Origin of the sequence: Flammeovirga sp. SubArs3 (assembly GCF_947387565.1) — a bacterium.
Taxonomy (GTDB): Bacteria; Bacteroidota; Bacteroidia; order Cytophagales; family Flammeovirgaceae; genus Flammeovirga; species Flammeovirga agarivorans.
Genome location: NZ_CANDOA010000012.1, coordinates 175154 through 184291, shown reverse-complemented (window position 1 = coordinate 184291; position 9138 = coordinate 175154). Strand labels below are relative to the sequence as shown.

Genomic DNA, 9138 nt, shown 5'->3' with positions numbered 1-9138 from the left:
CGAACAGAGCAGTTAAGCCCTACAGTGCTGATGGTACTGGGTTAACCCCCGGGAGAGTAAGTCGGCGCCACATTCATTAGATATAGAAGGTTAGTTAACACAAGATGTTGGCTAACCTTTTTTTTACATCAATTATTCATAGGTAAACTAAATAAGTAGTCTATTGTTGATAATTATGTTTAAACTAAAAAATCCTTGTTGATAACTTTATGTATTATTCTTTTGTATACATAGTTTATCAACAAGAATTTAGAATAGATACTGATAATTTTACGATGAAATAAAGTTATCAACATTATTGGTGTTGTTAAGATTGAACTTCACTGAAGATTGTGAATATCTTAAATTCAATTCCTACTATTATTAGAGGGTGAGATTTTTCTTAGCTACAGGCTTTTTAATTTTGCCAAATAGTTTTTCAGAAGCCTCTTGATAGGCTTCACTAGCTTCTTCAGCAGTTTTATAAACTCCTATATCAACACGGTCTCCATCGATGTAAAGCGTTGCCTTAAAAGAATTACTACTAAGTTGAGTAACACCCCTAAAACCTGTTTTATTACGATGTTTTTGCCTTCTTCGTAAATCAGCCATGGTAACCCATTCTAGATTGTCTTCTCTAAGATCTAGTAGATTACCATTTTTGATGTGTACAAAGAGTTTCTTATCTGAGTCTACCTTTGACACAAAGTGTTCTGCAATGATTTTATGGAGGTATAGTGTGATATTCTTGTATTTCCCATTAGGTTGAGGATAATTTTTTTGAAAGAAAACATACCCATTGGAATGTATTCTTAAATTTTCCATCAGATTTATCTTTTTAAAATAAGGGTGGTGTTCTAGTAATTCTAAAGTGTTTGTTGAAATAAGCACACTACTATCAATATTTTTCAATTTAATTCTACACAGCATATCTTGAAAGTTAGATTATTTAATACTAGTATTATAAATTGAACGATTGAATAGTATTTAAAGATTCATACTTAATTATCTTTTAGAATTTTTTAATACCATATTACTCAGTGTTATTGAAATCTATCAAAGAAGCTTGCTTTGTTACTTTATCATAGAGTATATTATGTATTGTGTTAACCTGAACGAATAACCTGAATGAATTTTCTGCAACAAATAAATTTTATCCTTATTGGATTATTCTTATCCTTATCAATATTCTATTTCATATTTTTCTTGTTTAAGAAGAAGGAGAAAAATAAAATCATATATGCTGGCATGAGTATTATGTCGGCAATCTATATCTATTTTAGTACTCAGTTACATACCAAAGCGGAGATATTGGATTACCAGAATTACTTGACAATTACAATGGTTATCTATTTGTCTTTAATTCAACTGGTATTTTTAGCGCTATTTGATTTAACAAAATACAGAGTAAATAAATCATTTTATGGAATCACAGGGATTACGTTACTGTCGATTCTCTTAATTATTTATTTTAATAATGAATTTGTAATCACAGGAAATGAAACAATAAAAAGAATCGAAATTTCAGCCAATAGCTTTTACTATATTTTGGTAGGCAATACTAATGAAGTTTATGAGTGGGTTTCTTCTATTTTTTACTTGAGTTGCTTGGTATACTTTGTTAGGTTGATCATCTATTCTTACAAGAATTCTAAAGTCGTTTTTGTGAGTTGTTTATTTCTTTGTTTCACTTTAGGTGGAATATATGATGTAATGATTGATGTTGGCGAAATAGAGGCAGTATATATTTCTGAGTATATGACAGCTTTAATAGTGGTGCTACTTTCGGTTGATCTACTTCTACATTTCAAGAAAAAAATTGATGCAAATAGAGTATTGTTGAACATCAATGGAAGTTACGAAGACCTTATTGAGAATATAGATTTATATGTAATTGGTCACGATCAGAATCAAAAAATTAATTACCTCAATAGATTTACAGAGAAGAAATTTTATGGTAAGAAATGGGAAATCATCAATAAGAACTTAAATACTTTTTTTGAGAAGGAAGAAAATTCAGAGAACCAAGGGAAGTTGCAGTTAACAAGTGACGAAGTTAGGAATATTGAATATTCAAAAGTCAAGGTATTAAGAGGTAAAGGAAAGTATGTAGATTTTATAGTAGGGTATGATATTACTGACAAGCTGAATGAACACAGACAATTGGAACAGACACTGCTGCAATTAAAAGATGCTACAGAGAAACTTGAAGAAGAAAATACTTTTTTAAAGCAGAATGCACAGCGTAAAAGTGTGTCTAATATATTATATGTAGAAAGTACTTTCGCAAAGTCAATAGATAAAGAGCTCGACCGAATTGCTAATTACAAAACAACAGTACTAATAGAAGGAAACAAGGGTGCAGGAAAAACTTTTTTGGCGAATGAATTGATCAAGAAAGGAGACCGTAAAACGAAACCACAAATAGAATATCGTTGTCACAAAACTTTGAATGGGATATTTAGGTCCAAGTATTATGATGATAATACCTATAACCAAGGGTATAACAAAAGCATATTAGATGTAGCGAATGGGGGAACATTAATTCTAGAAGATATAGATGAGTTATCCCATGAGGATCAATTAGATTTATTGGACCTTTTGAAGCGACAGGATGATCTGGAACAACAAGAATATGATGTTAGAATTTTAGCCACTACGACTAAAGACATAAGGAAGTTGGTAGAAGAAGATGAATTTAATGGAGAGCTACATAAATACCTTTCTATTTATAGAATTAATCTACCTGATTTAAAATACCGCATGTCTGATATTCCCTATTATGTAGATCTTTTTATTGACGACTATTGTAAGAAAAATGCAATTCCTTCGCTGAAGGTTTCTTTAGCCACAATCAAAAAGTTACAGTCTTATGATTGGCCAGAGAATATCAAAGAATTGAAATATATCGTAAAGAAAGCGGCAGTGTCTTCTCATGGAAAGACATTACGTCTTTTAGATTTTGATACTTATAAAGAAGAACACAAAGCAGTAGTTACTGAATTTTTATGTCTCGATGAGTATGAAAAACAATATATAACCAAGACGTTGGAGTATTGTAAGTGGAAGGTAAGTGGAAAGAACAGTGCATCGGAACTCTTGAAAATTAATGAAGCAACTTTGAGATCGAAATTGAAAAAATTAAATATTCATAAACCTAAGAAAGTTTAGGTAAAGTACACAGTGTTTAAAAACTTAAGTGATATATAACGAAAAAAGTCTACTTTTTTTTCATTTTTATTTTTGTTAAGTGTCTGAAAATAAATTTAATACGAATTATTTAAGCTTTTTTTTAATTCTTTTTCATGTTAACAAATATTATTTATTAACATTGTGAAGTCATCGACATATTACGACAATCTAATTACGGCCCTTTTATATAAGGGAGATATTTATTGATAACCTACATTATTATTCAATGTTATTAAGAAATTTTTATAACCCACTTTTGAAACTTAATTCATCCTAAGACGTTATTGAAATTGAAATCGCTTTTAAACAGCGGTTTTTTAATCGAAGAATAATTAATTCGAACGATTGAATAATAATTTATCTTCTTCAAATACGGAATAAAATATTCATTACTATAAAATCATTCAACTATGAAAAAGGAAATCAAAAAGTACCCTGCTATCCCACAAGAGAGATTAGAAAAGTACCAAGACTTATGGAAGAACTCAACAAGTAGAGATGGTGTTCATCCAGACGTTAAAGCTCACTTGGAAAGAGTAAAAACTATGGGTGGTGGACAAGGTATCGAGTTTTTGAGTAACATCAACAAAGATTACCTAGGTGCTTTTATGGCTCCATTCTCAAGAGACTTGGAAGAAGCAGATATCGCAATTATCGGTATGCCATTCGAAAAGTCTGCTCCTATGAATGCTTCACATAAATATGGTCCAAAAGCATTAAGAGAATTATCGAAAAACTTCATGGGTACAACAGAGCCATGGATTAATGGTGAGTTCGATATTCCTTTCGATTTTGCTAACATTATTGACTATGGTACAATTGATACGTATGGTCAGTTTGATTTGTCAAGTGAAATGGAACATGCTATTGAACACTACAGAAAAATTGTTTGTGACAACCACATTGTTCCATTTATGTGGGGTGGTGACCACACAGTTTCAGTAGCTCCTTTAATGACGTTGGGTGAGACGTACGGTCCACTTTCAGTAATTCACTTTGATGCTCACTATGATTTGGTAACGGAAGCAGACTTCCCATATCCATATCACTCAGGTAACATGTTTACTCAAAACTTTGCAAAAGGTAATGTAGACCCTGAAAGAATGATCCAAATTGGTATCAGAGGTAGAATGACTGGTCTTGTAGGTGGTCACGCGAAAAATTTCGGTACTAATGTATACTTCGCTGATGAAGCTAGAGTAATGTCTCCAAGAGAAATGGCGGACAAAATTATCGAAGTAGTAGGCGACGGCCCAACATATATCTCACTAGACTTGGATTCATTAGATCCGGTATACAACTCAGCTTCTTCTGCTGTTGAGCCATTTGGTTTGGATGCCAATTGGGTACACGATGTATTGAAATTAGTGAGAATGTCAGGTAAAGTAAATCTTGTAGGTGCTGATGTTGTTGAATACGCTCCGCAAAATGACCCTGCGAAAACATTTGGTTACATCGCTGCAGGTCTTAGCTGGAAAATCCTTTGCTGGTTAGCGGCAGATGTGAAACGTAGAAATGGTGGTGAAAATCATCCTACAAACTGGCCTCAAGCGTTTGGTAACGTTACACTTTAATCACTCAGAACTTTAAAATATTAAATATATCATGGCAAATTTCTTTTCATTAGAAGGACAAGTTGCAATCGTAACAGGCGGTACTTCTGGTATCGGTTTGAAAACTGCTGAGCGTTTTATCGCGGCAGGAGCAAAAGTAGTAATCTCAGGTCGTAAAGACGGAACAGAGATCGCTGAAAAAATTGGTGCTACTTTCGTTCAATGTGATGTTTCTAGTGCGGAATCAGTAGAAGCGATGGTCAATAAAGCTGTTGAGACATACGGTAAAATTGATATTCTAGTAAATAACGCTGGTGCAAACTTTGGTTACGACACCATGATGGAAACAGACATCGAAAATTTTGATAAAAACTTTGCTATCAACACTAAAGGTGTTGTCCATGGTATCAAGTTCGGTGTTCCTCAAATGAACGACGGTGGTCGTATTGTCAATGTAGCTTCTGCTGCTGCAGTTCAGGGTGTGGCTTATTTAGCTCCATATGTAGCATCGAAGTGGGCAGTGGTAGGTATCACAAAAACAGCTGCAGTAGAATTGGGTAGCCGTGGTATCAGAGCTAACGTAATTGCACCAACTTCAGTGAATACACCAATGGCAAACACGCCAGAAGGTCAACCGCAATTGAGAATGGAGCACAAAGCAGTACCTCTTGGACGTATTGCTGAACCTGAAGAAGTAGCTTCATTAATCCACTTCTTATCTGCAAAAGACTGTGATTTTGTAAACGGTCAAGTAATTGGAGTCGATGGTGGCTTTACAGCAGGTATGAGTATCGATGCTTACAATACATTAGCAGCGGAATAATTAAAAAAATTAAAGGGTGTGGTTAAAAAGACTGTACCCATCAAAATATAATCTCAATCAAAAAAATTACTACTATGGGAGCACAAGGAAAAACTAAATCGACTAATGCTGATTTCTTAAGATATGCTTTAAAAAGAACTTGGATGGCAGCAGGTGCATCAGAAGAACATGGAGATGCAGTTGCAGATGCCTTAATGTTAGGTATCCGTCAAGGTAAATTAAACCAAGGTTTAGGTGTTTATGAGGCCATTGATATCATGCACCAATCAGGTTTATTAGATATTAAAGCTGAGCCAGAAGTTGTAGCAGAAGGTGATACTTGGGCATCAATCGATGGTAAAAGATCTTCAGGATATTGGACGCTAACTAAGATGGCCAATATGGCAATTGAAAAGGCGAAAAAGCATGGTATTGCTATCGTTTTCGGTCATAACCATAACGACGCAGGTTCATTCGGTGCTTACACTTGGATGGCATCAAAAGCAGGTTGTGTAGCATTAACTTCTAACAACTCAGTACCAATGTGTTCACCTCTAGGTGGTATGTCAAATACAATTTCTGTACCTCCATTTGATGGTATCGGTCCTGCAGGTGATAAGCCTCCAGTATGGATGTCAACTAAACTTTGTGAGTGGTATGATGCAGATACGGCACAAGCGGTTCTTCAAGGAACAAAGTTAAAAGGTGATTATGTAATTGACCCTGAAACAGGTGCTTTATCAAATGACTTAGCTCCTTACGCTCAGCCAATCGAAGGTTACGGTCGTGTATACAACCAATCGGCTTTCCAACAACTTTCTAATCCAAGAGTATACATGTTGAACTTATTCAACGAATTACTTTCGGGTATTATCAACCCAGGTGGTATCATCACTCCAGAGGTTCCATCACTAGGTGATATTGTGGACAAAAAAGCTGACGGTACTTCAGTAGGTGGTTCTTATTTTATCTGTATCGATCCTTCAGTATTCGGTCCTTTAGGTGAAGTTTTAGCAAAATCAGACCGTTTTGCTCAAGCTATCGAAGATTCTCCTGCTCGTCCAGGTCAAAGAAAACCAGGTATGCCAGGTGCTAGAGGTTATGAATCAATCATCAAAAACGAGGAAATCGTTGAGGTATTGGATTCTCACTGGGAGCCATTCTTCCAAACTCAAGCAGGTAGATACGGTCTTTCTGAAGAGAGCTTAAGAGAAGAGTGGGAAGCACAAAGAAACAAATAATCAATCAGAAATAATGTAGGCTCTCAAGAGTTTCAATAGGTTGAAACCTATTGAAACTCAAACTTCACCAACCCACGATTTCAATCGTGGGCACACAGAAGTATCTACAAAAGAAAGCCTTACAAAAAATATAAATCAAAAATGAAACTTCTTGAAAACAAAGTTGCTCTAGTAACAGGAGCAACAAAAACAAAAGGTTTAGGTAGAGCAATTGCTGAGAAATTGGCAGAGTTAGGGGCAAAAGTAGTTTTAACTGGCCGTAACAGTTCTAAAGAGGGGATGGAAGCAAACGTTGCAGCAATCAAAGCAAATGGTGGCGAAGCAATGGGTGTTTTAGTAGATGTTTCAGATGCAGCTCAAGTAGATGCAGCTATTCAACAAGTATTGGATGCTTACGGTTCTCTTGATATAGTTGTGAACAATGCAGGTGTTGGTTTTGGTTCTGCTTTATTGGACGAAAACACTGACAAAGACTGGGATGCAAACTACGCTGTAAACGTAAAAGGTGCTTTAGCTGTATGTAAAGGTGCTATTCCTGCCATGGAAAAATCTGGTGGTGGAGCGATTGTAAACGTTGCTTCTACAGCAGGTATCGCAGCGGGTATGGGTATGCCTTATCCTTATGTAGCTACAAAACACGCATTAGTTGGTGCAACTAAAGTGTTGGCTATTGAGCAAGCAGCGAAAGGTATCCGTGCCAATGTTGTCGCTCCAGGTGCAATCAATACAGACATGTTGCAAGAAGCTTATAAGGCGATTGCAGAAGCTGAAGGTTGTTCAGTAGAAGAGGCAGCAGCTAAAGAGAATGCAGGTATTCCATTAGGTCGTCCTGCTGAGCCAAGTGAAATTGCTGAAGCAATTGTATACTTAGCTTCTCCTGCAGCGAGTTACATTACAGGTATTGTATTGCCGGTTCACGGTGGTATGGCGCCAGGTTTATAAGATCTTATTTAACATCATCGACTCTTAGGAGTTGATGATGTTCTAATAGAAACTGAAGATGAAGAAAGTTGCCTTAATTACTGGTGCTGCACAAGGAATTGGATTCGAAACAGCAAGGCTTTTAGGAGAGAAAGGATATGCAGTCATATTAGCTGATGTTCAAGATGCTTCTTCAAAATTAGAGGAATTGGAAGGGAAAGGTATCGAAGCCAAAGCCATATCATTTGATTTAGCAGATAGTTCTACTTTTCATCAAGTAGCGGAATTTGTGGAGAAACATTACGGTAGATTAGATGCATTAGTAAACAATGCGGCCATGTTGGTAGATATGGGAAAGCATCCATCAGATTTATCAGAAGAACTATTTAGAAAAGTAATGGAAGTGAATTATATCGGACCATTTCTTTTCACTCAAAAGTTAGTTCCTCTTTTAAAGAAAAGTGAAGCAGGCAGAATTGTTAACCTTTCCACTCAAGTGGCACAATTAGCTCAGTTATCTGATATGAATTCTCCTTTAAGAGATGATATCTGTGCCGCTTATCAAAGTTCTAAGATTGGAGTAAATGCCATGACAGTGCTTTATGCGAAGGAGTTGGAAGAATTTGGTATCAAAGTAAATAGCTGTTGTCCAGGTTGGGTAGACAGTGCTATGAATACCGACGAACTACCTGATTATGGTGATGAGGCTCGACCAAAAACACCGGCAGAAGGAGCTGATACATCAGTATGGTTGGCAACACTTCCACAAGATGGACCAACTGCAGGTTTCTTTACAGATCGTGAAAAAATCAATTGGTAACTAAACATTAATCATTCTACTATGTGTAACAATACTGAAAAACCTGTTTTAAAGTTCGAAACTCCAAAATTCAATTATGATGAATTGGAGCAACAACTCAACAATTATGAAGCAAATCCAGAAGGATATAAGCATGATGGGCCATCGATTATTTCAGTTCGTCAGGGGATTCGTGCCGGAAGAGCTGGTAGTGTTGCAGTAGGAGGTTGTTTGCTTCATCATGATGAAGTTATTGCAGAAAATATGTCAAAGGCAAATTCACCTTATCATCGATTGGATCTACATGCAGAGATGGTGCTCCTGAATGAGTTGGAAGATAGATTATGTGATAATAAAACTCCTAGAATGAGAGATTACACATTGTTTACTTCTCAAGAACCTTGTCCGATGTGTTTGGCAAGAATCTGTTTTAGTCAGGTAGGTAAAACGTATTACGTCTACAGAGATGGAAATAGTATTGAAGCTGGAGCACAAACGAATTATGAAAGACTTCCAGAAGGATTTCAATTGTTAGGTTCAAGGTTGGTTGTAGAAGAAGCAGATTGTTCTCCTAAGTTAAAGGAAATTGCTAGACAAGTATGGTTGAACTCCATTGATCACTGTGTTGATGAATGGTTAGAAAGATATTAA

General features: G+C 35.8%; 8 protein-coding genes. 7 read left to right on the top strand and 1 reads right to left on the bottom strand.

The window, feature by feature from the left end; genetic code table 11:
* Positions 1 to 363: 363 nt before the first annotated feature.
* On the bottom strand, positions 364 to 804 hold the full coding sequence (locus tag QL232_RS24340; RefSeq protein WP_168882067.1) for an HNH endonuclease: 441 nt from the start codon (positions 802 to 804) through the stop codon (positions 364 to 366).
* Positions 805 to 1107: 303 nt separating this feature from the next.
* Between QL232_RS24340 and QL232_RS24335 the strand changes: the two genes are divergently transcribed.
* The 7 genes from QL232_RS24335 to QL232_RS24305 all read left to right on the top strand — a co-directional run bounded on the left by QL232_RS24335 (position 1108) and on the right by QL232_RS24305 (position 9138).
* Positions 1108 to 3150 (top strand): sigma 54-interacting transcriptional regulator, encoded by a 2043-nt coding sequence (locus QL232_RS24335; protein ID WP_281616126.1) that lies wholly within the window; start codon positions 1108 to 1110, stop codon positions 3148 to 3150.
* 431 nt (positions 3151 to 3581) lie between these two features.
* Positions 3582 to 4745 (top strand): arginase family protein, encoded by a 1164-nt coding sequence (locus QL232_RS24330; RefSeq protein WP_168882065.1) that lies wholly within the window; start codon positions 3582 to 3584, stop codon positions 4743 to 4745.
* Between the two features lie 31 nt (positions 4746 to 4776).
* On the top strand, positions 4777 to 5547 hold the full coding sequence (locus tag QL232_RS24325; protein ID WP_044221200.1) for an SDR family oxidoreductase: 771 nt from the start codon (positions 4777 to 4779) through the stop codon (positions 5545 to 5547).
* Positions 5548 to 5621: 74 nt separating this feature from the next.
* Positions 5622 to 6767, top strand: a complete 1146-nt coding sequence (locus tag QL232_RS24320; protein WP_168882064.1) for an Ldh family oxidoreductase — start codon at positions 5622 to 5624, stop codon at positions 6765 to 6767.
* A gap of 141 nt (positions 6768 to 6908) precedes the next feature.
* Positions 6909 to 7709 (top strand): SDR family NAD(P)-dependent oxidoreductase, encoded by an 801-nt coding sequence (locus QL232_RS24315; RefSeq protein WP_066210085.1) that lies wholly within the window; start codon positions 6909 to 6911, stop codon positions 7707 to 7709.
* 58 nt (positions 7710 to 7767) lie between these two features.
* Complete coding sequence (locus QL232_RS24310; RefSeq protein ID WP_281616125.1) at positions 7768 to 8508, top strand: SDR family NAD(P)-dependent oxidoreductase; 741 nt, start codon at positions 7768 to 7770, stop codon at positions 8506 to 8508.
* A gap of 21 nt (positions 8509 to 8529) precedes the next feature.
* A complete protein-coding gene (locus QL232_RS24305; RefSeq protein WP_281616124.1) occupies positions 8530 to 9138 on the top strand; it encodes a deaminase in 609 nt (202 codons plus the stop codon).

Bases quoted from the DNA above. Each gene is read 5' to 3' on its own strand.
- QL232_RS24340 (WP_168882067.1), bottom strand. From the start codon at position 804: ATGGAAAATTTAAGAATACATTCCAATGGGTATGTTTTCTTTCAAAAA.
- QL232_RS24335 (WP_281616126.1), top strand. From the start codon at position 1,108: ATGAATTTTCTGCAACAAATAAATTTTATCCTTATTGGATTATTCTTA.
- QL232_RS24330 (WP_168882065.1), top strand. From the start codon at position 3,582: ATGAAAAAGGAAATCAAAAAGTACCCTGCTATCCCACAAGAGAGATTA.
- QL232_RS24325 (WP_044221200.1), top strand. From the start codon at position 4,777: ATGGCAAATTTCTTTTCATTAGAAGGACAAGTTGCAATCGTAACAGGC.
- QL232_RS24320 (WP_168882064.1), top strand. From the start codon at position 5,622: ATGGGAGCACAAGGAAAAACTAAATCGACTAATGCTGATTTCTTAAGA.
- QL232_RS24315 (WP_066210085.1), top strand. From the start codon at position 6,909: ATGAAACTTCTTGAAAACAAAGTTGCTCTAGTAACAGGAGCAACAAAA.
- QL232_RS24310 (WP_281616125.1), top strand. From the start codon at position 7,768: ATGAAGAAAGTTGCCTTAATTACTGGTGCTGCACAAGGAATTGGATTC.
- QL232_RS24305 (WP_281616124.1), top strand. From the start codon at position 8,530: ATGTGTAACAATACTGAAAAACCTGTTTTAAAGTTCGAAACTCCAAAA.